This window comes from Caballeronia arationis (assembly GCF_001544975.2).
GTDB classification, from domain to species: Bacteria; Pseudomonadota; Gammaproteobacteria; order Burkholderiales; family Burkholderiaceae; genus Caballeronia; species Caballeronia arationis.
Genome location: NZ_FCOG02000067.1, coordinates 1 through 21,210, shown reverse-complemented (window position 1 = coordinate 21,210; position 21,210 = coordinate 1). Strand labels below are relative to the sequence as shown.

At 65.4% G+C, this 21,210-nt stretch carries 17 protein-coding genes and 1 pseudogene; 1 reads left to right on the top strand and 17 read right to left on the bottom strand.

The features are described 5' to 3' along the window. Positions 1–76 precede the first annotated feature (76 nt). Both AWB81_RS28165 and AWB81_RS28155 read right to left on the bottom strand, forming a co-directional pair. Positions 77–1,167, bottom strand: a pseudogene (locus tag AWB81_RS28165) (multidrug effflux MFS transporter). A 582-nt stretch (positions 1,168–1,749) separates the two neighbouring features. Next, positions 1,750–3,039: an NRAMP family divalent metal transporter gene (locus AWB81_RS28155; RefSeq protein ID WP_062639805.1), complete on the bottom strand. Its 1,290-nt coding sequence runs from the start codon at positions 3,037–3,039 to the stop codon at positions 1,750–1,752. Between the two features lie 403 nt (positions 3,040–3,442). Here AWB81_RS28155 and AWB81_RS28150 point away from each other — a divergent pair, with 403 nt between their 5' ends. Further along, entirely contained in the window at positions 3,443–7,855 is a 4,413-nt protein-coding gene (locus AWB81_RS28150; protein WP_062639804.1) for a chemotaxis protein CheB, read from the top strand. Positions 7,856–7,904: 49 nt separating this feature from the next. On the opposite strand, the gene AWB81_RS28145 is transcribed toward AWB81_RS28150, so the two are convergent. From AWB81_RS28145 to AWB81_RS47035, 15 genes are all read right to left on the bottom strand, one after another. Beyond that, positions 7,905–8,777: a sensor histidine kinase gene (locus AWB81_RS28145; RefSeq protein WP_062639803.1), complete on the bottom strand. Its 873-nt coding sequence runs from the start codon at positions 8,775–8,777 to the stop codon at positions 7,905–7,907. Positions 8,778–9,103: 326 nt separating this feature from the next. Further along, entirely contained in the window at positions 9,104–9,994 is an 891-nt protein-coding gene (locus tag AWB81_RS28140; RefSeq protein WP_062639802.1) for a F0F1 ATP synthase subunit gamma, read from the bottom strand. Then, positions 9,991–11,568: a F0F1 ATP synthase subunit alpha gene (locus AWB81_RS28135; protein ID WP_062639801.1), complete on the bottom strand. Its 1,578-nt coding sequence runs from the start codon at positions 11,566–11,568 to the stop codon at positions 9,991–9,993. Before AWB81_RS28135 ends, AWB81_RS28140 begins: the two co-directional genes overlap by 4 nt. Beyond that, complete coding sequence (locus tag AWB81_RS28130; protein WP_062639800.1) at positions 11,549–12,298, bottom strand: F0F1 ATP synthase subunit B family protein; 750 nt, start codon at positions 12,296–12,298, stop codon at positions 11,549–11,551. The genes AWB81_RS28135 and AWB81_RS28130 overlap by 20 nt, the downstream gene beginning before the upstream one ends. A gap of 12 nt (positions 12,299–12,310) precedes the next feature. Next, complete coding sequence (locus AWB81_RS28125) at positions 12,311–12,559, bottom strand: F0F1 ATP synthase subunit C (protein WP_062639799.1); 249 nt, start codon at positions 12,557–12,559, stop codon at positions 12,311–12,313. Further along, positions 12,556–13,257 (bottom strand): F0F1 ATP synthase subunit A, encoded by a 702-nt coding sequence (locus AWB81_RS28120; RefSeq protein WP_062639798.1) that lies wholly within the window; start codon positions 13,255–13,257, stop codon positions 12,556–12,558. Before AWB81_RS28120 ends, AWB81_RS28125 begins: the two co-directional genes overlap by 4 nt. Then, complete coding sequence (locus AWB81_RS28115) at positions 13,254–13,535, bottom strand: N-ATPase subunit AtpR (RefSeq protein WP_062639797.1); 282 nt, start codon at positions 13,533–13,535, stop codon at positions 13,254–13,256. The genes AWB81_RS28120 and AWB81_RS28115 overlap by 4 nt, the downstream gene beginning before the upstream one ends. Continuing rightward, positions 13,528–13,839: an AtpZ/AtpI family protein gene (locus AWB81_RS28110; RefSeq protein ID WP_062639796.1), complete on the bottom strand. Its 312-nt coding sequence runs from the start codon at positions 13,837–13,839 to the stop codon at positions 13,528–13,530. The genes AWB81_RS28115 and AWB81_RS28110 overlap by 8 nt, the downstream gene beginning before the upstream one ends. Beyond that, a complete protein-coding gene (locus AWB81_RS28105) occupies positions 13,839–14,270 on the bottom strand; it encodes a F0F1 ATP synthase subunit epsilon (RefSeq protein WP_062639795.1) in 432 nt (143 codons plus the stop codon). Before AWB81_RS28105 ends, AWB81_RS28110 begins: the two co-directional genes overlap by 1 nt. Then, on the bottom strand, positions 14,267–15,679 hold the full coding sequence (gene atpD, locus AWB81_RS28100; RefSeq protein WP_235025940.1) for a F0F1 ATP synthase subunit beta: 1,413 nt from the start codon (positions 15,677–15,679) through the stop codon (positions 14,267–14,269). The genes AWB81_RS28105 and atpD overlap by 4 nt, the downstream gene beginning before the upstream one ends. 98 nt (positions 15,680–15,777) lie before the next feature. Beyond that, positions 15,778–16,539 (bottom strand): enoyl-ACP reductase FabI, encoded by a 762-nt coding sequence (gene fabI / locus AWB81_RS28095; RefSeq protein WP_200822563.1) that lies wholly within the window; start codon positions 16,537–16,539, stop codon positions 15,778–15,780. An 8-nt stretch (positions 16,540–16,547) separates the two neighbouring features. Beyond that, positions 16,548–17,741: an acetate/propionate family kinase gene (locus AWB81_RS28090; RefSeq protein WP_062639793.1), complete on the bottom strand. Its 1,194-nt coding sequence runs from the start codon at positions 17,739–17,741 to the stop codon at positions 16,548–16,550. Further along, positions 17,738–19,144, bottom strand: coding sequence for a bifunctional enoyl-CoA hydratase/phosphate acetyltransferase (locus AWB81_RS28085; protein ID WP_062639792.1), 1,407 nt, complete (start codon positions 19,142–19,144; stop codon positions 17,738–17,740). Before AWB81_RS28085 ends, AWB81_RS28090 begins: the two co-directional genes overlap by 4 nt. A gap of 9 nt (positions 19,145–19,153) precedes the next feature. Then, positions 19,154–20,947 (bottom strand): PHA/PHB synthase family protein, encoded by a 1,794-nt coding sequence (locus tag AWB81_RS28080; RefSeq protein WP_062639791.1) that lies wholly within the window; start codon positions 20,945–20,947, stop codon positions 19,154–19,156. A 14-nt stretch (positions 20,948–20,961) separates the two neighbouring features. Then, on the bottom strand, positions 20,962–21,210 hold a 249-nt coding region (locus AWB81_RS47035; RefSeq protein ID WP_235025938.1), incomplete at its 5' end, for a hypothetical protein.

Genomic DNA, 21,210 nt, shown 5'->3' with positions numbered 1-21,210 from the left:
TGGCGTCGGCGTACAGCGAGCCGGCGACCGTTGACGTACCGCTTACGTTGGCGACCGACGCAGGCTCCCGATCGGCTCAATCCGATCTCCCATCGCGCATGGCGATGAAGAACATCAGCAGACCAAGACATTGCAGAATCGCCATGCCTAAGGCCATGTGGAGTGTGCTGTCGAGCAGTAGCGGCACAAGCAATGCAGACGACAGAAAGTTGCCGAACTGCTGAACCGTGACATAACAACTGGACGCCAGCCCGCGCCGCTCCGGGAAACAGTCAAGGGCCATCACCTGCAGGCTCGGCTGAGTCAGCATCATCCCGAGGCCAAAGATGGGCAGCGCCACCAGATCCCATGGCAATGGAGATGCGTGCATAGCGTTGACGCCGATATTGATCACGCCAGCCACAATCATGACCAGATGGCCGAGGATAACACTGCGCGCAGGACTGCCCCTGCCGGCAATACGATGCGCGACTGCGGCGCCGGCGATCAGGCCTAGCACGATCGGCACAAAGAGGTAGCCGAATGACTGCTCGCCGAGGCCAAGATGCTTCACGACGAAGGTTGGCGCAGCCAGGACATACAGGTAGATTCCCAGATTGACTGCCGCGTTGGCGAGCGCGAGCGCCACGAAACGCGGCTTCGTGAGCAGGGTGGCATAGGCACGCGCGAGCGGAACCGGGTCCAGCCGGTGCCGGCGAGAGGGCGGAAGCGTTTCGGGCACAAGAAACCAACTGACCACCACCAGGGATGCTGACAGTATCGCGAGGAAGATGAAGATGCTGCGCCATCCGGTCCACAGCAGCAGCCAGCCGCCACAGATGGGCGCGAGTGCGGGCGCCAACGCAAAGATCATCGCTCCAGCGCCATGATTTTTTGCGCGTGCGTGCCATCGAAGACGTCGCGCACCATCGCCCGGCCAATAACGACGCCAACCCCGGCGCTCACGCCTTGCAGTGCCCGCCCGGCATAGAGAAGCGACAGGGTTGGGGCCGCCGCGCACATCAGCGACCCGATCGTGAACAGCACATTGCCGGCCAAAATCATCCGGCGTCGGCCGATTGCATCGGAGATCGCTCCATGCCATGGGATCATCAATGCGAACGGGAGCAGGTAGGCCGACAGTGACTGCTGAACTTGCGTAGGACTGGCATGCAGCGCCTGCGCCATCACCGAAAATGCCGGCAGGTACGTGGCGATCGCGAACTGTCCAAGCATGGACAGCCCGGCCACGAGTACGACGATCGTTGAGGTACTGAAACCGCGTTCTTCCGACTCTGTTGTTGGGATTACCGTCGTCATTTACGCACCGTCCATCGCGCCGTCAGTTGGGCGCTGCATTCAGGCTTTCCTGTGCAGGCCGCTCTGGCAAGAGCGCCTCTGCCCGGCTCGGTATCCCGATCGCATGCGCGGTGGCCTGTACCCGCGCTAGCGCTTCGCATGCCCTGCGCTCGCAGTGTGCGCTCAAAGAGCGGATCATCCGGCGATGCTTGCGCACGGCAAGGACGGACACGCGTCCCATTTTCATCAGCGAATTCGAGTGCCGAATGGCCGCATCCGAGCAGGGCTCGCTCGAATCAATGGAAATTGCGAGATGACGAAACATGAATGTGAATGGTTGGCGACTGACGTCGTCATGGTAGGAAAAATCGCTTGCGAAAGCGCCCCCCATCTTGGGAGGGGCGACGCGCTGACCGGTCACAATGTCGAAAAAAATCGGGACGCGTCGGTTAGACCGCACCTTCTCCGGGTCTATCCGAGCCAACTGACGCCCATTGCCACGACGGTTGCCGACATCACGACGGTCGCCGCCCAGCCAAGGACACGCAGCGGCATGGGAAGCGTAAAACCGCCCATGATGGCCGAGCGCATTGACAGGTGCATCATGATGACCATCACGGGAACGGCGACCACGCCGTTCAGGACCGCACTCCAGTAGAGCGCCTTGACGGGATCGATCGATGTGAAGTTCAACCCGACGCCGATCAGGCTCGCCGCCGCGATGACCGCATAGAACGCCTTCGCCTGAGACGGCCGGCGCGCAAGGCCGACACGCCAGCTGAACAGTTCGCCCACCGCGTAGGCTGCCGATCCGGCCAGGACGGGAAGTGTCAGCAGGCCGGTGCCGATGATGCCGGCCGCGAAGATGACGAACGTGAAGCGGCCGGCGATCGCCCGTAGCGCCTCGGCCGCTTCCGCAGAGGTTTTGATGTTGGTGACACCGTGTGCGTGCAGCGTTGTTGCCGTGGTGATGACGATAAAGAACGCGATGACATTCGACAGCGCCATGCCGAGATACGTATCGATGCGGATCCGGGCAAACTCCGACGGTGCTTGTTCCGGTGCGGCGAAGAGGGCGAGGGCGCCCGGCCGCTCTTTCTCGTCTTCGACCTCCTGTTCAGCCTGCCAGAAGAACAGGTAGGGACTGATCGTGGTGCCCATGACGGCGACAATCGCGACCACATAATCCGGCTTGATCGAAAGCTGCGGCCAGACGACCGCCCAACCGACGGTGGCCCATGGCACATCGACGACAAACGCGCAAATCACGTAGCTGAAGAGCGACAGGCAAAGCCATTTGAGAATCGACACGTAGCGTGCATAGCGGGTGAAGATTTCGAGCCCTGCGGACAACAGGCCGAACAGACACACGTAGAGCAGGGCCGGTCCGGCGATCAGCAGTTTGAGCGCGGCGCCCATCGCGCCGAGATCGGCCCCGAGATTGATGATGTTCGCGATCAGCAACAAGCTGACGACCCCTGTGGACAGCCATGACGGATAGTGGCGACGGAGATTGCCGGCGATGCCGTATCCGGTCACGCGGCCGATGCGCGCGCTGATCTCCTTAATCGCCGCCATCAGCGGATAGCTGAACAACAGGGTCCAGGCGAGGCCATAGCCGAATTGCGCTCCGACCTGCGAGTAAGCCGCGATGCCGCTCGGGTCGTCGTCCGAGGCGCCGGTGATCAGGCCGGGTCCCATGACTTGAAGCAGCTTCGGGCGATCGGGTTGTTTCACCGGATCAGGCGCAAGTGTATTCATTTCAAGTGTTCCTGATACTCGAGGCGAAAGTCGGCCGTGGCGCGCGGGCGAGCAGCCTGATGTAGCACACATGGGACCGGGGACGAGCTTGCGCGAGCGGCGTCGGCACTGATATCCGAACGCCATGCGAACGCCATGCGAACGCCACGCCGCGCGTACGGGAAGGGTGCCCGTGCTTGCGACGCAAGTCGGTACGGTGGCGTACCGGAGGTCCGGCCGCCCGCGGCCGGTGCACAAGCGCGATGCACGGGCGCTCTGGATCGCCTGGCTTGCAAGCGAATCGACAGCGCCAGCGCACGCCGCGCGAAACTCCGGTCGGGCGAGCGGTTTTGTAATCGGAAAGTCGAGTAGCATCGGAAAGCGGCATCCCTTTGCGGATGCCATTTCCACGAGGGAATCTTCGATGCCTGGAAGCCCTCCATCCGAGGTTCGCGTCACGCAACCGACGTCCGGGAACCCGGAAGCGCCTCTGACCGGATTGCCAGCGCCGCGCGGTGAAATGGTCGTGGTCGGCATCGGCGCCTCGGCGGGCGGGCTCGACGCATGCCAAAAGCTTCTCGAAGCCCTGCCGCCTCGAACCGACATGGCGTGGATTCTCGTCCAGCACCTCGATCCGACTCACGAAAGCATGATGGCGGAGTTGCTCGCGGCGCACACGAGCATGACCGTGTGCGAGGCCGCGGAGGGCATGTTGCTCGAACCGGAGCACCTCTACGTCATCGTTCCGGACGCGTATTTGTCGGTTGCGCAAGGCGTGCTGCGTCTCACGCGGCCGCAGGCCCGGCACGGTGCGCGGCTGCCGTTCGACTATCTGCTGCATTCCCTGGCGCAGGAATACGGCGACCGCGCCGCCTGCGTGATCCTGTCCGGCACCGGCGCGGATGGCAGCCTTGGGCTGATGAGCGTCAAGGCGCGCGGGGGTCTCGTCATCGCGCAGGACCCGGACGAAGCGGCCTACGGCGGCATGCCGCGCAGCGCGATACAGACAAACGCGGTCGACCTCGTGCTCCCCGTGGAGCGGATCCCCGCCTCGCTCCTGCACCATCGCGATCGCAGTTGCGCGCAGAGCGCCACCACCGACGTTCCAGAAGGCGCCGCAGGCCACGGCGAACCTGTGTGGCTCGCCGAGATCGTCCAACTCCTGCTGACGAGAACGGCGTTCGACTTCACGCTGTACAAGCACGGCACGCTACGGCGCCGTGTCGAGCGGCGCCGCGCGATGGCCGGGATCGAGGCCGGCGACATGGACCGCTATCTCGCCATGCTCCGCCATGACGCCGGCGAACTCGATCTGCTGGCGAAGGACCTGTTGATCAACGTGACGCGGTTCTTTCGCGACCCAGAGGTATTCGACTTCCTCGCCGAGCGCATCGTCCCCGGTCTGATCGGCCACGCGTCGCCCGGTCGCGCGATACGCGTGTGGGTGGCCGCCTGCAGCACCGGCGAGGAGACCTATTCCCTTGCGATGCTGTTGCGCGAGAAGATGGCGTCGGCCGCTTGCGACATCGAGCTTCAGGTGTTCGCGTCGGACATCGACGCCGACGCCGTCGCGAGCGCACGCGAAGGTCTCTACCCTGCGACCATCGAGGCTGACGTTTCGCCGGCGCGCCTTGCGCGATTCTTTTCCAGGGAGGAGCGCGGATATCAGGTGCTGCCCGAGTTGAGGGCATCGATTGTGTTCACCGTCCACGACGTATTGGTGAATCCGCCGTTTTCCCAGCTCGATCTGGTGTCGTGCCGCAACCTGCTGATCTACCTGAACCCCGAGGCTCAGGCCAAAATGGTCTCGCAGTTCGATTTCGCGCTGCGTGACGGGGGCGTGCTCCTCATCGGCAATGCCGAGACGCTTCTGAACGCGGACGCCCGCTTCGAGATCATCTCGAGGCCGGAACGGGTCTACCGCCATATCGCCCGCAACCACTCGCGACACGCGGCTCTTTCCGTGAACCCTGGCGACGCCACGCGTTTGCAGCCGCAGCGCGGTCCACGGCCGGGGCCAGCGCGCCGGTCGAGCGTCGCCGACGTAGCGCGCAGCCGCCTGCTCGACACCTACGCACCGGCCGCCGTGCTGGTCAACCGGAATCACGAATGCCTGTACTTCTTCGGCTCGACCGCCCCATATCTGCACGTGCCAGCGGGCCAGCCGACTCACGACGTGCTCGCCCTTGCGCCAAAGGAACTGCGGACCAGACTTCGTTCCGCGATCCGCCACGCGACCCGGACGAACGCGCGAGTGGTGGTTGCGGGCGGCACAGTGAACGAGGCCGGTCACGCGGTGCCTTTCGACCTCGACGTGCAGCCCGTGTCGAGCGACGGCGAAGACCTCCTGCTGATCTGCTTCGTCGCGGCGCCGCGCGGCGGCGAGCAGCTTCCCGCTTCGATCGCGCCACGCGACTTGCCGCGCGTCACGGCACTCGAGCATGAGCTCGAAGCGACCAAGACAGAACTGGAGGACGCGATTCGCAGCCTGGAAATCTCGGGCGAAGACCAGAAGGCCATCAACGAAGAGGCCCTGTCGATCAATGAGGAATACCAGTCCACCAATGAGGAACTGCTGACGTCGAAGGAAGAACTGCAGTCGCTCAATGAGGAACTGACGGCGCTCAACGGCCAGCTACAGGAAACGCTCGAACGGCAGCGCACGACCTCGAACGACCTGCAAAACGTGTTGTACAGCACCAACGTCGCGACGCTTTTTCTCGACACGCACCTGAACATCCGCTTCTTCACGCCGGCCACCCGGCTCTTTTTCAGCGTGATTCCTGGCGATATCGGCCGGCCTCTCGCGGACCTGAGTTCGCTCGCATCCGACGGCAACCTGCTCGCCGACGCCCGCACCGTGCTGCAAACTTCCACGCTGGTCGAGCGGGAAATCGAGGCGCAGAGCGGTATCTGGTTCATTCGCCGCATCCTGCCTTATCGCACCGACGACAACGGCGTGGAGGGTGTCGTCATCACGTTTACCGACGTCACCGAACGCAAGCTCGCCGCGAAAGCGCTGGAAGCCGCGAAGCTCCACGCCGACCAGGCGAATACGGCGAAGTCGCGCTTTCTCGCTGCCGCGAGCCACGACCTGCGCCAGCCGCTCCAGACACTTGCATTGCTGCAGGGGGCGCTGGCCAAGATGGTCGAAGGCGACGAAGCGCAAAGCCTCATCGCGCGCCTCGACCAGACGCTGGGCGCGATGTCGGGCATGCTCAACACGCTACTCGACATCAACCAGATCGAATCCGGGACGGTTCGTGCGGAGCGGGCGCGTTTCTCCATCGCCGATTTGCTCGATCGCATGAGGGATGAATTCAGCTATCACGCCGAAGTTCGCGGCCTCGGTTTGCGCGTCGCGCCGTGCGGGCTTTCCGTGCAAAGCGATCCGCGCCTGCTCGCGCAAGTCATCCGCAACCTGCTGTCGAACGCGTTGAAATACACGCGGCGCGGCAAGGTGCTGCTCGGCTGCCGTCGACGCGCTCACATGCTGCGCATCGAGATCTGGGATACGGGTATCGGCATTCCTGACGAAGAGCTCGAGGCGATCTTCCACGAATATCATCAGCTCGATAACGCGGCACGTGAACGCAGTCGAGGGCTGGGGCTGGGGTTGTCCATCGCGCAACGCCTCGCCGAACTTCTGGGAAGCCGTATCAGCGTGCGCTCGCATCCCGGCAAGGGCTCGGTCTTCGCGATCGAGGTCGCGCTTGCCGGGACCGAGGCACACGCGGTTGCGGTGGGAGAGATTCCCGAAGGCACGAGCGGACCCACGCACGACACGCGTCGCTCCGGCTCGATTCTGGTAATCGAGGACGACCCCGACGTGAGCGACCTGATCGTCCGCCTGCTTAACGACGAAGGTCATCGCACCATGCGGGCGTCGAGCGGCACCGAGGTGCTCGCGCGCGTGGCGCGCGGCATGCGGTGTCCTGACCTGATCCTTGCCGACTACAACCTCCCGCAGGGCATGAATGGTCTCGAACTCGCCACGAAACTGCGCGCGACCTTCCAGTGCGACATTCCGGCCATCATCCTGACCGGCGACATATCGACCGCGACGTGGCTCGCTGTCGCGCGGCAACCCTGCCTGCAACTCAACAAGCCGGTCAAGGCTCGCGAACTCTTGAGCGCGATCGAGTCGCTTTTCGCAGTGGCACCGGCGGCGACTGGTGCGCACGCCCCGGCAGCGGGATCGCTCATTGAAACCGGAAACGCCCGCGAGGAACCTGCTCTCGTCTATGTGGTCGACGACGACCGGTACATCCGCGATGGCGTGCGCGCGATTCTCGAAGGCGAGGGCCACACGGTGGAGGATTTCGATTCGTGTGAAGCGTTTCTCGAAGCCTATCGGCCCGGGCGTGACGCCTGTCTGCTGATCGACGCTTATCTGCCCGGCATGAGCGGGCTCGATTTGCTGCAGCGTCTGAGAGACGCGGGCGACCGACTGCCCGCGATCATGGTGACGGGCAGCAGCGACGTGCGCGTGGCAGTCCAGGCGATGAAGGCCGGCGCCTCGGACTTCATCGAAAAGCCGATCGCACCGGCCGAATTGATCGAGAGCGTCGGGCGGGCGTTCGAGCAGTCGATGGATTCACACAAGCTGGCCGCATGGCGGGACTCGGCCGCGCGTCACATCGCGGATCTCACGCCACGTCAGCGGCAGATCATGGACCTGGTGCTCGCCGGCCGTCCGAGCAAGATCATTGCCGCCGATCTCGGCATCAGCCAGCGCACGGTTGAAAATCATCGGGCATCGATCATGAAAAAGACCGGTTCCAGGTCGTTGCCGGCGCTGACGCGCCTCGCGCTTGCGGCGAAGGCGGAGCGCTAGCGCTCGGGTTTGGGGTACACCGTTTGATGCGCTTGTGCTTCTGAGCACATCAAACGGCGTGCACCCCCCCAAGCGCCAGCGCTCCAATGACGATAGGCATCCGAGGCGTGAATTCGCTTCCTGCCCCGGGGCCGGGACTCGTCGCCGACACCGTTCCGCCATGTGATTCGGCGATCGATTTCACGACTGCCAGGCCCACCCCGACGCCATCCCCGCTTGCCGCGATCGTTCTGCTGGATTGAGCGAAGAGATCTAAGACATTCGGCAGCAGGGCGGCTGAGATGCCCAGACCGTTGTCCTTGACCGACACGACAAGATCCTTGCCTTCAGCATGCACGGTCAACTCGATGCGGCCGTTCGCCGGGGTATATTTCAAGGCGTTGTGCAGGAGGTTGTTGATGGTTTGTGCAAGTCGGACAGGATCGGCTTCGACCCGCACTGTCTTGTCCGGAAACTGCGTGACGAAGGTTTGGCCGCGCTTTGCCGCCGATCGAGCGGCGGCCTCGCACGGGTCGGCGAGAACGTCGATGAGGTCGACGTGCGTCCTGCACAAGCGGAGTACGCCGTGACCGACTCGCGTCGCATCCAGCAAGTCATCGGCAAGCCGCGCAATCTGGGCGACCTGCCGGTCGAGCATGTCGATCAGCCGGAGCATCTCGGGGCGGTCCTCCGACGCTCGACGGATCAGGCTCGCGGCAAGCTGCAGCGGGCTCAACGGGCCGCGAAGCTCGTGTGCGACGACGGCCAGGATTTCCTCCCTCAGTCGGGGGATATCGAAACGATCGCGTGCCGACGTGTGGCCGTTGGCATGAGCGACAGTAGCCCGCTGAGGGGAGCGTGCCATCATTCGGTCCGCCGCGGCTGCGCAATCTGCGCTGTCGTCCGCAGCGGACGGCTGAACCGACTTGGGATGCGCAGACATTCTGATCTCCTTGGCATGCGTGTTTTGCGACCGGCTGGCGACCCGTGTTACGGTGTCGCGCATTCCTTGTCGATGGCTTGCAGGGGCCACGATGGTAATGATCCGCAATGCGTGCTGTGAGAGTGGAAAGCCAGGAATTGCTGATGCTGCGCGGGGCGCAGCAATAAGTTCTCACATCCTGCTGGATACGTCTGTACGGTAGCGGTCAACGACGCTGTTTTTATGCGTGTCGGCGTCAGGATCGCATGGACCGTCACGCTCAAAGCTGCGACGAGAAACAGTATCTTCACGATCTTGTGAAGGATGAATCCTGCCTCGGAAACTGCTCAGCTTTTTGCGAAGCGGCGGGCTCGGTTTCCTGTCCCGGCTGCAAGGCTGACCGACGACAGTTCCACGATCTCCGAAGTGATCTCCTCCTGCCTCAGGCGGCGAGATTCTCCGATCAGGCCGTCGAGCGTGTTGTGGACGTTGGTGCGCGCCGCAATCATCGCGCGCATGCGTGCCTCGTTCTCCGCGGCGAACGACAGCATGATCGCCTCGCATAATTGCGCGTAGATGTATTCCTCCGCGAGCAGGGCCAAGAGCCGCCGTGGCGGCAACGTGACGAGCGGCGGATCGGCATGAACCGGTCGACTGAAGCGCCTGAAGTCGAACGGCCACAGTATGCTTTGCACGACCTCGATCGCCTCCGATGGATTCGGTATCGCATGCAGCACCAGCGCGCGCGTCGGGCGTCCGGCATTCAGGCGTTCGTAGAGGACTTCTGTGATGCGGTCGGCGAGTGCCGGGACTTCGTCGGCATGGGCGACCATCGCCGCGGACCAGCCGATCGTCAGTGCGTGCTCGGCAGCGACTCCGGCTCCGCGATTACCGATCAGCAGAAACTCGGTCGAATGCGGCCCGGTGCACTGCGCCGCGCTCTCGATCACATGTTCGTTGAACGTGCCGACGAAGCCCTGCTCGGCGCACAGGATGATGACGAGCGTCGCATCGGAGAATGGTTTCGGAAGTTCGTCCGGCTTGTCGTCGCCGTGGTCGAGCATGAGGGCGTCGCCGATCGCGGCACCGACCATGCCGGCGCACGCCCGAATAGCATCGAGGCGGCTCTGCGCTTCGAGCGAGCGGGCCGCCGCGATGCCGCGCATCGCGCTCACCACCGATTCGAGTTCATGCACGCTGGAAATGCGTCCCTGAACCTCGCTGAGCTTGTTGCTCATGAAGACTTTCCGTCGGGTTGCGTCGCTGCTGGTGCGGCGGGCGCGGCGGGTGCTGACGTTCCACACGTCTGAGCGAGGTCACGCACGGCCGCGACGAGCGTCGCCTGGGCTGCGGGCTCGAGTGCGCCGCCCTCTTTCAACGCAACTGCCCCCGTCCCGCCGTGTGCATCGAGATGCGCCGCAAGCCGGGCCCGCATCACGGGAATTTGCTCGACGGGAGAGTCGTCGAATACGCCTTCGGCCAGCGCGGCGAGCACGGCGACCTCGTCGAGCGCGCGCAACGGCGTAAAGCGCGGCTGCGTGATCAGCGCGCGAATGCGCTGGCCGCGCACCACCTGCGCCTTGATGCGCGCGTCGGTCAGGCCGCCGAAGCGCGAGAACATCTCCAGTTCGAGGAACTGCGAATAGTCGAGGCGCAAGCGGCCCGATACCTTTCGCAAGGCGGACGTCTGCGCCTTGCCGCCGACGCGGCTCACGCTCAAGCCCACATCGATGGCGGGCCGCTGGTTCGCGGCGAACAGGCCCGTGTCGAGGACGATCTGGCCGTCGGTGATGGAGATCAGGTTGGTCGGAATGTAGGCCGACAGGTTGCCCGCATCGGTTTCGGCGATCGGCAACGCGGTGAGCGACCCGCCGCCGCGCTCCGGCGACAGCTTCGCGGCACGTTCGAGCAGGCGCGCATGCAGATAGAAGATGTCGCCCGGATACGCCTCGCGTCCCGGCGGCTCGCGCGTGAGCAACGCAAGCTCGCGATGGGTCGCCGCGTGCTTGGTCAGGTCGTCGATCACGATCAGCGCATGCTGCCCGCGGTCGCGAAAGTACTCGGCGATCGTCATTGCACTGAATGGCGCGATCCATTGCAGTCCCGCCGATGCCGCGCCCGATGCGAATACGAAGACGCAGCGCTCGGGCGCGCCGTGCCGACGCACCGCGTCGATCGCGCGCTCCACCGCCGAGGCGCGCTGACCGATTGCGACATACACGCAGATCACGTCCGTCCCTTTCTGGTTGACGATCGTGTCGAGGGCGATCGAGGTCTTGCCGGTCGCGCGGTCGCCGATGATCAACTCCCGTTGCCCGCGCCCGATGGCGAACAACGCATCGATCAGCAGAATGCCGGTCGCAATCGGCTCGGCTACGAGATCGCGCTCGATGATCGTCGGCGCGGGGCGTTCGATTGGCAGGTGGCCGTCGGCGTGCACCGGCTCGCCGCCATCGAGCGGCCGGCCAAGCGGATCGACGACGCGTCCGAGCAAGCCCGGCCCGACCGGCACCTGCACCACCTGCCCAGTTCCCGTGACGATGGAGCCGGCGGTGATCGCGTCGCCGTCGTCGAGCAGCACCGCGCCGATCGTGTCGGCGTCCAGCGTGAGCGCAAAGCCGAAGCGTTCGCCTTCGAAGCGCAGCAGCTCGTTCAGCCGTACATCGGGCAAGCCCGAGACGAGGGCGATGCCATCGGCGACGTGTTCGACACGGCCGACCGCCTCGGCGTGCGCGGAGAGCGGCGTGTTAACGAGCGTCGCGCGGTTCTTTTCGAGCCACGCGGAGGGGGCGTCAAGCGTGGTCGGGGTCATGGACGAGGAGTTCCGTCTGGAGCCGGGCGAGATCGGCCCGGAAGCTGTTGCGCACGATCGCGTGCCGCGCTTCGAGTTCGAGTCCGGCGACGATCGCCGGATCGACCGTGATCCGCAGATCCACGTCACGGCCGACCACGCGCGAAAGCGCGCTGCGGCAGGCCGCGAGTTCATCGGTTTCCAGTGCGCGCGGCGCGATCAGCCGAACCTCGGAGCCATCGTTGCCGAGTGCTTCGCGCGTCGACTGGGGCAGCTTCGCGAGTTCCGTTGCCAGGCGGTCGATAAATCCGGCGATGCGCGCTTGCTGCGGCAAACGCTCCAGCAGCTTCGCCGCGATGGCGAGCGCGAGCTGCGATGCGCGGTCGGCATCGGTTAGCGCGGCGGCGTGCCGCGCCTTGGCGATATCGGCCTCTGCCGCTGCGCGAAGCTGTTCGGCGTCGGCGTGAGCGGCTTCTTCGAGCGAGGACTTGAGCTTCGCCGCTTCCGCCGCTGCCGCCGACAGCACGTCGCCACGCTGTTGCGCGGTGCGCGCCGCTTCGTCCGCCGCCGCCTGGCGCTGCGCGAGCGCGTCCGCCTTCGCCTTCACGGCATCGGCCATGAGCGCGGCGGCGCTTTGCTGGCGCTCGGCGACGATCTTCGCGACTGGCTTGAACAGAAAGCGCGCGAGCAGCCAGACGAGCACAAGTGCGTTGACCGTCTGCAGGGCGAAAGTCCACCAGTCGATATGCATGATCGGTCCCGGTCACTTGACGAATGGGTTCGCGAACAGCACGAGCAACGCGATCACGAGACAGTAGATCGCCATGGTCTCGATCATCGCGAGGCCGACGAACAGCGTGCGCGAGATGGTGCCGGCCGAGTCCGGCTGGCGCGCGAGCGCATCCATCGCGGCGGCTATGGCCCGGCCCTCGGCGAGCGCCGGGCCGATCGCGCCGAACGAGACGGCGATGGCGGCGGCAAGAAGACTGATCACCTGGATGAGATTGCTCATGGGGTTCCTTTTTGTTGCTTCGCGGAGGCGGGTTGCGGAGCGTCCGCGAGCGCCGCGCCGATGAACACCATCGCGAGCACCGTGAAGATGTAGGCCTGCACGGCGCCCGTCAGCAGGTCGAGCGCCATCAGCGGGATCGGCACGAACAGCCCCGCGAGCGACAGCACGATACCGACGACGAACACCCCGCTCATCACGTTGCCGAAGAGGCGCACTGTCAGCGAGAAGGTCCGCGTGATCTGCTCGACCACGTTGAGCGGGATCATGATCCAGGTCGGTTCGGCAAAGGTGGCGAGATAGCGCAGCAGGCCGCGCGAGCGCACGCCATAGAAAATCGTCGCGCAGAAGACGACCAGCGCGAGCGCGGCGTCGGTCTCGATATGTGCGGTCGGCGGTTCGACGCCCGGCAGCAGCGACGCGCAGTTGCTGACCAGAATGAACAGAAAGAGCGTGCCGATCAGCGCGCGGTAGCGTTGCGGCTCGGCCTGCATCGTGTCGCGGATCTGCGTATCGACGGTCGTGACGAGCAGTTCGAGCACGGTCTGTATCTTCGATGGCACGAGCGACAGCCTGTGCGTGCAGAGTGCCGCGCCGCCCGCGAGGATCGCCATGATCGCCCACGTCGTCACAACAGAGGCCGCGACGCCAATCGGGCCGATGTGAAACAGCGGCGTGGAGAGAAGCGGGGATTGAATCATGGCGCGATCGCCCGATACCGTCGCAGCTTGACCGAGCGCGCCACGAGCAGGCCGGCGGCGCCGCATAGCAGCGCCCATGCGCCAAGCTTCGCCAGCACGAACAGGATCACGAGCAACAAGCCGAGGCGCGCGCACTGCATCGCCAGCGCTTTCCCGGGCGAGCCGAACGCCAGCAACTCGACGTTCCGGTGCAGCGTCGTGAAGTGGATCAGTCCGGCGACGAAGCCCGCGATCAAGCCCACGGGAATCTGCGCGGCTGGCGCCAAGTGCTCAATCATGATGCTGGCTCCGTGTTTGTCGATGCATCCATTTCCATGCCGACCAGAGGCCGAATGCGGCCCCGGCCATCAGCAGCGGCGCGGCAAAGAAAACGCCCGTGTGAAAGTGCTTGTCGAGCCAGTGCCCGATCGCGAGGCCGAGCAGCGTCGGCACCACGATCGACCAGCCGAGAATGCCGATCTGGCCGAGCCGGCTGCCGAGCGACGGCTCCGGTTCGTCACGTGCGTTGCGCTCGCGTTCGACGGCTCTCCTGGCGGCGCGGGCGATGCGGTCGTTGTTTTCGTCGTTGTTGTCGGGCTCCATCACGCGCCACCTCGACGTGTCGACGATGCCGGCCGCAGATAGTGCAGCAGTTCACGCACGGCTTGCGTACGCTGGCGGGTTTCTTCGACGCGCGCCTTGCGTCCGGTATCGATGCGCTGCGCGCGCGCTGCGTCGATGCGCGCCTGGAGATCGGCAAGCGAGTCGCCCAGCACGCCGTTGCGGCAGGCGATGTTCACCTTGCTGCCGTCCGACACCCTGAAGACGCCTTCTTCCACCGCGCAGAAATGTTCGATCGCGTCGGCGGCCCGCCAGCGCAACACCGAGGGCGTGAGCACTGTCAGAAAGTCCGCATGGCCCGGCAGGATGCCGAAGCTGCCGCTTTCGTCCTCCGCGCGCAACGCCACGATGACGGCATCCGCGACCAGGATGACCGACGGTGTCGAGATGGTCAGACGCAGCGCGGGGCTCATGGCGTGGCGCTCACGGCGGCTGGCGCTGGCGTTGGGGTTTGAGCGGGAGCGTCCTTGGGCAGCTTGCTTTCGCGCTCCCGCGCCTCGTCGAGCGCGCCGATCATGTACAGCGAACTCTCCTGCCACGCGTCGCACTCGCCCGCGAGGATCGCCTCGCATCCGGCGAGCGTATCGGCGATCGGGACCGAGCGGCCCGGCACGCCGGTGAACGCCTCGGTCACCGCGAACGGCTGCGTGAGGAAGCGCTGCAACCGGCGCGCGCGACCGACGATGCGCCGGTCATCCGCGCCCAGTTCCTCGACGCCCAGCAGCGAGATCACGTCCTGCAACTCCCGGTAATGCTCGACGGCGCGCCGCACTTCGATGGCAATCTGAGCATGCTCGTCGCCGACGACAAGCGGATCGAGCAGCACCGACGACGACGCAATCGGATCGATGGTGGGATACATCCCTTCGGCGGCCATCGAGCGGGACAGGACGACCATGCTGTCGACGTGCGCGGCGATCGCCGTCACGGCGGGATCGGTGAAGTCGTCGGCCGGCACGTAGACGGCCTCGATGGCCGTCACCGAGACCTCGCCCACCGACACGATCCGTTCCTGCAACCCGGCGACTTCGGTGGCAAGCGTCGGCTGATAACCCACGCGCGACGGCAGGCGGCCAAGCAGGCCGGATACCTCGGCGCCTGCCTGCACGAAGCGAAACACGTTGTCCATCAACAGCAGGACGTTCTGATGACGCTCGTCGCGGAAATATTCGGCTACCGTCAGCGCTGTGAGCGGCACGCGCCATCTGGCGCCGGGCGGCTCGTTCATCTGGCCGTAGACCAGCACCGTGCGCGGCAGCACGCCGGAACCGCGCATGTCGGTGAGCATCTCGTGACCTTCCCGGCAACGCTCGCCGACGCCGGCAAACACCGAGATGCCCTGGTAACGCTCGACCATCGCGTGGATCAGTTCCATCACGAGCACCGTCTTGCCGACGCCCGCTCCGCCGAACATCGCTGCCTTGCCGCCCTGGGCAAGCGGCGTCAGCAGGTCGATCACCTTGATGCCCGTCGCGAAGATGCGCGTCGCGTCGCCCTTCGATGAAAGCGGCGGCGGCTTGCGGTGGATTGCCCGGCGCGGCACGTCGGCGGGAAAGGGCACGCCCTGGTCGCCCGGCGCGCCGGTCACGTCGATCAGCCTGCCGAGAAGCGCCTCGCCGACCGGCACCGCGACCGGGCCACCGGACGCGTGCACCGGCGCGCCGCGCCGCAACCCGTTGGTCGATCGCAAGGCGAGTGCGCGCACCGTGCGTTCATCCAGATGGGCCTGCACCTCGGCGACGATCGGCGGACCATCGTCGGTCACGATCGAGAGCGCTGCCTCGATCAGCGGCAAGTTGCCGGTATCAAACGCCACGTCCATGACCGCGCCGCGCACCGCCGTGACCCGTCCCGCCGGTGCGGGCGTCGCGGTTGGCTGGGCCGGGAGGGGTGCGTCGCGCGAAAGCGTGTCCACGAGCGTCATGCCACCACGTGAAAGCCGCCATCGGCATAGATGGTCGAGCCGGTGAGCGTCATCCCGGCCTCGCTTGCCAACACTGCCGCGATGCGTCCGATCTCCTCGATCGTCACGAGGTGCTGCGCCGGCGTGCGTGCGCGGACCTCGTCGAGGAGCAGATCGAAATGCTCGATGCCGGACGCGGCGCGGGTTTTCACCGCGCCGGCAGAGATGGCATGAACGTGGACGCGGCGAGCGGCCAGATCGGCCGCCAGATAACGCACGCTCGATTCGAGCGCCGCCTTGACCGGGCCCATCAGGTTGTAATGGTCGACCGCCCGCTCGGCGCCGTAGAAGCTCAGCGTCATCAGGCTGCCGCCATCCGTCATCAGGGGCAGCGCCAGTTTGGCCGTGCGGATGAAGGAATGGCAGGAGATGTCCATCGCTAGCGCGAGACCCTCGGACGAGCAATCGACGAGACTCGCATGCAGGTCGCCGGCGGGAGCGAAGGCGATCGAGTGCAGCACGAAGTCGAGCTTGCCCCAATCCCGCCTGATCCGTGCGAAGACCGCTTCCAACTGCCCGGGCACGCTCACGTCGCAAGGCATGATGATCGAGGCTGGTAGCGTCTCAGCAACGGCGCGCACGTAGGATTCGGCCTTTTCGTTGAGGTAGGTGATCGCGAGATCGGCGCCGGCCGCGCGGAACACGTGCGCGCAGCCCGCCGCGATGCTCTGTTCGTTCGCGATACCGACGACCAGCCCCCGTTTGCCGCATAGATCGATGATGTCAGTCATGCCGTCGCTCCCTGCTGATGGAGAATCGAAAGGGTTTGGTCCGCGATGATCTGCTCCTCGTCGGTCGCCAGCACGAGCACCGCAATGCGGCTGGCCGCCGTGCTGATCACGCCTGCATTGCGGGCGTTCGCCTCGCGATCGAGTTCGATGCCGAGCCATGCGAGGCGCCTGCACACCGCCGCGCGAACCTGCGGTTGGTGTTCGCCGATCCCGGCCGTGAATACGAGGCTGTCCATGCCGCCCAGCGTCGTCGCGAGCCGCGCCGCTTCGCCCGCGATCCGGAACGCCAACAGTTCGAGGGCTTCGCTTGCCTCCGGCCGCTGGCTTGCCTGCAGTTCCCGGCTGTCCGCGCTGATGCCTGAAATGCCGAGCAAGCCGGACTGTTCATACAGGAGCTTCTCGATGTCCTTGCCGCTCAGACCCTGTTGCTCGAGCAGGTAGAGCACCACGCCCGCATCGAGCGCGCCGCAGCGCGTGGCCATCGGAATGCCGTCCAGGGTCGAAAAACCCATGCTGGTGTCGCGGCTTGCGCCCGCGCTCATCGCGCACAGGCTCGCGCCGCTTCCCAGGTGCGCGGCGATCACCTTGCCCGCGGCCAAGCGCTGCGACTGGCGCGCCAGCGCGCGAGCAATGAACTGGTACGAGAGTCCGTGGAAGCCGTAGCGCTTCACGCCGTTGTCGAAGAATCGGCGAGGCAGGGCGAAGCGCCGCACGAGATCCGTTTGCGTGCGATGAAAGGCCGTATCGAACGATGCCGATTGCAGCAGGTGCGGCCGCAGGTGCCGGATGGCGCGAATGAGCCGTACGCTTTGCGGCTGATGCAGCGGTGCGAGCGGCACGAGTTCGACGATGGCGGCAAGCGTTGCGTCGGTGATCGCAACCGGACCGGCGAACGCGTCACCGCCATGCACCACGCGATGACCGATCGCGACGAGGTGGGTCAGCGAAAAGTGAGTCGCGAACCAGTTCAGCGTTTCGTCCAGCACGTCGTGCAGGTCTTCCGTGACGCTCGCCTGCAACGGGATGTCGCGGGTCTTGTCGCCATCGACGAGATGCAGCAACAGCGGCGCATGCCGGAAGTCGATCGTGCCCTGACCGATGCGCCTGGCGCCATCGGCCGTGACATTGAAAAGGCCGATCTTGACCGTCGACGATCCAGGATTGAAGGTGAGCAGCAGCGGAGCGCTCATGGCAATGCGGCGCCGCGCAGCGTCCGTGCGGCGACGATCTTCGCCAGCGCGACGGAAGCAAGCCGCGAGCGTAGGCTGTCGGCGCGGCTCGTCATGATGATCGGCAGGCGCGCGCCGAGCACGAGGCCGGCGCCATCGGCGCCCCCGAAGTACATCAGTTGCTTCGTGAGCATATTCCCGGCTTCCAGGTCGGGCACGAGCAGGATGTCCGCCTGGCCCGCCACCGGCGAGACGATGCCCTTGGTCCTGGCCGCCCCCATGCTGATGGCATTGTCGAAGGCGAGCGGGCCGTCGACGAGCGCGCCGCGAATCTGGCCGCGCGCAGCCATGACCGTGAGCGCCGCGGCGTCGAGCGTGGTCGGCATGCGCGGATTGACGGTTTCCACGGCGGCAAGCACGGCAAGCCGCGGTTGCTCGATGCCGAGCACATGCAGCAGGTCGATCGTGTTCTGGCAGATGTCGCGCTTTTCCTCCAGCGACGGCGTAATGTTCACGGCGGCGTCGGTAACGAAGAGCGGTTTCGGATAGCCGGGCACGTCCATCGCGTAGACGTGGCTGATGCGCCGTCCGGTCCGCAGGCTCGAGCCACGGTCCACGACCGCCGCGAGCAGTTCATGCGTTTCCAGGCTGCCTTTCATCAGCGCCTCGACTTTGCCCGCCGCGCCCATGGCCACGGCACGCGCGGCCGCCGCATGGCTGTGCTCCACCGCCTCGATGCTCACGCCGTCGAGGCTCACCTGCGCTTCTTCTGCCGCCGCGCGTATCTTCGCTTCGGGGCCGATCAGCACGGGATCGAGCAAGCCTTCGTCGCGTGCCTCGATGGCGGCCTTGATCGCCTCCGGGGAGCATGGATGAACGATCGCCGTGCGCAGGGCGGGAAGCGCACGTGCTTCGCGCATGAAGGCGTCGTAGCGATCGTGCCTGCGCACCAATACGTCGGGCCGCGCAATCCTCGGCCAGACGATCGGTTCAGCCGGCGCAATCACCGTGGCCATTCCCGTCAGCACGACGTCGCTGCGCTGATTGGTGCAGCGCGTATCCATCAGGACGATCCGCTTGTCCGCGCGCTTCTCCTTGACGGTCACAGTGGCCGTGACGACATCGCCGGGCACGACCGGGTGGCGGAATTGCAGGTCCTGGTCGAGATAGATCGTGCCGGGCCCCGGCAGTCTCGTGCCGAGCAGCGCTGAGATCAGCCCGGCCGTCCACATGCCTTGCACAACGACGTGGCCGAACATATCGTGTGCGGCGAACGCTGCGTCGACATGGGCGGGATTGACGTCGCCCGACATCGCGGCGAACAACTGGATATCGTCGAGCCCGGCGGTGCGCACGAGCGATGCCGACTCGCCGACCGTGAGTTCATCGAACGTGCGGTTGTGAAGCAGCAGGTCGTCGTTCATGGCTCGCTCTCAGGGCTGAAGCACGTAGGTACCGGGTGCGTCCGGCAGTGCCGCAGGTTCGCGGTGCGGCAGGCCCATGGGCGGCGGTGCCGCGCGCTCCGGCGTCGAGCGTGCGTCGAGCCAGCGGGCCCATTCGGTCCACCACGAACCATCCTGCGGCGCGGCGGCGGCGAGCCATTCGTCGGGGCCGACACGAAGGTCGTCCACCGCCGCGTGCTCGATCCTGAAATGCCGGTTCGCATATCCCGGTTCGCTGACGATCCCCGCGTTATGGCCGCCGCTCGTCAGCACGAAGGTGACGTCGGTTTGCGAGACGTAATGGATCTTGTAGACCGAGCGCCACGGTGCGATATGGTCGCTCTCGGTGCCGACCACGAACATCGGCGCGTGGATGTTGCGCAGCGAAACCGGCCGGCCGTCGACGCGATAGCGGCTCGCAGCCAGGTCGTTGTCGAGGAAGAGCTGGCGCAGATACTCGGAATGCATCCGGTACGGCATGCGCGTGGAGTCCGCATCCCAGGCCATCATGTCGAACATCGGTGTCGCGTCGCCGAGCATGTAATCGTGCACGACGTGAGACCAGATCAGATCGTTCGACTGCAGCATCTGGAAGGCGCCCGACATCTGGCTGGCGTCGAGATAACCCTTCGACCACATCATGCTCTCGACGAAATAGGCCTCGCTGTCGTCGATGAACAGTTGCAGCGCGCCCGGCTCCGTGAAGTCGGTTTGCGCCGCAAAGAGCGATACCGAGGCGAGCCGTTCGTCGCCGACGCCCGCCATCGCCGCCGCGGCGATGGACAAGAGCGTGCCGCCGAGACAATACCCGGTCGCATGAACCCGGTGTCCGGGCATGATTTCCGCCACGGCGTCGAGCGCGGCCATGACGCCCTGTGTCCGGTAGTCCTCGAGACTCAACTCGCGATCCTCGGCGCCAACATTGCGCCACGAGATGCAGAAGACCGTGTAGCCCTGTTCGACCATGAAACGGATCAGCGAGTTGTGCTGCGAAAGGTCGAGGATGTAGTACTTCATGATCCACGCGGGCACGATCAGTACCGGTTCCGCGACGACCTCGGCGGTCGTCGGGCTGTACTGGATGAGCTCGATCAGATGATTGCGAAACACGACCTTGCCCGGTGTCGCGGCGAGGGCGACGCCGACCTTGAACGCGTCGATCCCGGCGGCAGGCTGTCCGCCTGCCTGGCGTCGAGCGTCATCGAATGCATGACGGGCGCCCTGCAGAAGGTTCGCGCCGAGCGTGGCGAACGTGCGCTGCACGACCTCGGGGTTGGTGAGCGGCGAATTGCTCGGTGCTGTGACGTTGAGCATCTGGCGCGCGCCGAACCAGACGACATCTTCATGATGTTTCGTCGTGCCCGGCACATCGTGCGTGGCCGCCTGCCACCATTGTTCGGGAAGCAGGAACGTCTGGAGCCACAGGCGACAAGGCTCCGTCTGCCAGGCATCGGCACGGAACCGGTGGTCTTCGGGCGCGGGTGCGGTGAGCGCCGACGCGGCGCCGCCCAACGCGCTGCGAAGCATGTAGTCGCCGATTCGCCGGGCGTTCGCGACAGCGAGCGCCGCTAGCTGGAGCCGCTTTCCGGGCGCGGACGACAGATGGATCAGCCAGTCGGCGACAGCCAGTGACAGCGCCGCCGGAGACAAGCCGCCGGTCAGGCGGGCAACGGCGGCTTCTTTCGTATGGTCGAGCGCGCGAAAGGCGTCGACGGAATGTAAGGCGAGCGGCGCTTGGGACAGCGCCTCGTTGTCAGTCGGGACCATCCGCGAACGGGTATCCATGGGCTTCCTTCAAGTCATTCGTACGTGCTTTGCAGCGGCGTGGACGAGCCAACGCCAGAGCCTTCAGTATCTGAATGACTGGCGCGACCGAGGATGCTGCCCGATGTTGTTCGAAACGGAACGCGGACGACGCGCATCCGTCGTGCCGAAGCGGTGGGTTGATGAAACGGCATCTCAAAAAACTTTGGATCGTCGGGGGAATCTATGGGTGAATTATTGTGCGCGGCTAGCCAAGTGAAGCTCGATTCCGATACTGATAGAGC

Bases quoted from the DNA above. Each gene is read 5' to 3' on its own strand.
- AWB81_RS28155 (WP_062639805.1), bottom strand. From the start codon at position 3,039: ATGAATACACTTGCGCCTGATCCGGTGAAACAACCCGATCGCCCGAAG.
- AWB81_RS28150 (WP_062639804.1), top strand. From the start codon at position 3,443: ATGCCTGGAAGCCCTCCATCCGAGGTTCGCGTCACGCAACCGACGTCC.
- AWB81_RS28145 (WP_062639803.1), bottom strand. From the start codon at position 8,777: ATGTCTGCGCATCCCAAGTCGGTTCAGCCGTCCGCTGCGGACGACAGC.
- AWB81_RS28140 (WP_062639802.1), bottom strand. From the start codon at position 9,994: ATGAGCAACAAGCTCAGCGAGGTTCAGGGACGCATTTCCAGCGTGCAT.
- AWB81_RS28135 (WP_062639801.1), bottom strand. From the start codon at position 11,568: ATGACCCCGACCACGCTTGACGCCCCCTCCGCGTGGCTCGAAAAGAAC.
- AWB81_RS28130 (WP_062639800.1), bottom strand. From the start codon at position 12,298: ATGCATATCGACTGGTGGACTTTCGCCCTGCAGACGGTCAACGCACTT.
- AWB81_RS28125 (WP_062639799.1), bottom strand. From the start codon at position 12,559: ATGAGCAATCTCATCCAGGTGATCAGTCTTCTTGCCGCCGCCATCGCC.
- AWB81_RS28120 (WP_062639798.1), bottom strand. From the start codon at position 13,257: ATGATTCAATCCCCGCTTCTCTCCACGCCGCTGTTTCACATCGGCCCG.
- AWB81_RS28115 (WP_062639797.1), bottom strand. From the start codon at position 13,535: ATGATTGAGCACTTGGCGCCAGCCGCGCAGATTCCCGTGGGCTTGATC.
- AWB81_RS28110 (WP_062639796.1), bottom strand. From the start codon at position 13,839: ATGGAGCCCGACAACAACGACGAAAACAACGACCGCATCGCCCGCGCC.
- AWB81_RS28105 (WP_062639795.1), bottom strand. From the start codon at position 14,270: ATGAGCCCCGCGCTGCGTCTGACCATCTCGACACCGTCGGTCATCCTG.
- atpD (WP_235025940.1), bottom strand. From the start codon at position 15,679: ATGGACGTGGCGTTTGATACCGGCAACTTGCCGCTGATCGAGGCAGCG.
- AWB81_RS28090 (WP_062639793.1), bottom strand. From the start codon at position 17,741: ATGAGCGCTCCGCTGCTGCTCACCTTCAATCCTGGATCGTCGACGGTC.
- AWB81_RS28085 (WP_062639792.1), bottom strand. From the start codon at position 19,144: ATGAACGACGACCTGCTGCTTCACAACCGCACGTTCGATGAACTCACG.
- AWB81_RS28080 (WP_062639791.1), bottom strand. From the start codon at position 20,947: ATGGATACCCGTTCGCGGATGGTCCCGACTGACAACGAGGCGCTGTCC.